Origin of the sequence: Paenibacillus etheri, from assembly GCF_001012825.1 — a bacterium.
In the GTDB taxonomy this organism is placed as follows: Bacteria; Bacillota; Bacilli; order Paenibacillales; family Paenibacillaceae; genus Paenibacillus_AQ; species Paenibacillus_AQ etheri.
This window is the reverse complement of sequence record NZ_LCZJ02000007.1, coordinates 1-667: the sequence shown is the minus strand read 5'-3', so window position 1 is coordinate 667 and position 667 is coordinate 1. Positions and strand designations below refer to the sequence as shown.

At 46.8% G+C, this 667-nt stretch carries 2 tRNA genes and 1 rRNA gene; all 3 read right to left on the bottom strand.

Annotation, left to right across the window (positions count from 1 at the left end):
* Nucleotides 1-101 precede the first annotated feature (101 nt).
* Nucleotides 102-177, bottom strand: a tRNA-Ala gene (locus UQ64_RS00505).
* Nucleotides 178-261: 84 nt separating this feature from the next.
* Nucleotides 262-338, bottom strand: a tRNA-Ile gene (locus UQ64_RS00500).
* Between the two features lie 45 nt (nt 339-383).
* Nucleotides 384-500 (bottom strand): 5S ribosomal RNA (rrf, locus tag UQ64_RS00495).
* Nucleotides 501-667 lie beyond the last annotated feature (167 nt).

The following is a 667-nucleotide window of genomic DNA, read 5'->3' as shown; positions in this document are numbered from 1 at the left end:
TTTACACAAGTTATAGCTAAAAGATGTTCTAAAACGCAAATTCGTTTCGGTATCCAGTTTTCAAGGATCAATGTTTAAAGAAGGTATTGAATTAAAAATTATGGTGGAGCCAAGCGGGATCGAACCGCTGACCTCCTGCTTGCAAGGCAGGCGCTCTCCCAGCTGAGCTATGGCCCCATAAAATTCACTCCAAAAAGTGAAGTCTAGCTTCGAAGCTTATTCCGATTACTTTTCGGAGGCCTCGTACTTTATAATGTCATATGGTGGGCCTTGGTGGACTCGAACCACCGACCTCACCCTTATCAGAGGTGCGCTCTAACCAACTGAGCTAAAAGCCCATATAACATATATAATATTGTGAATCAACCAAAGAATGGTTGTCCGCTTGGCGGCGTCCTACTCTCCCAGGACCCTTCGGTCCAAGTACCATCGGCGCTGGAGGGCTTAACGGTCGTGTTCGGGATGGGTACGTGTGGAACCCCTCCGCTATCGCCACCAAACGCATATGAAAGAGACTTGCTCTTTCAAAACTGAACACGAGTGAGTGTTCGAACCCGAAGGTTCTATTGTGGAAGTTTAACTTCCGATTTGAATGTTTCCATTGCAGGAAACGATTCTCCATAGAAAGGAGGTGATCCAGCCGCACCTTCCGATACGGCTACCTTGT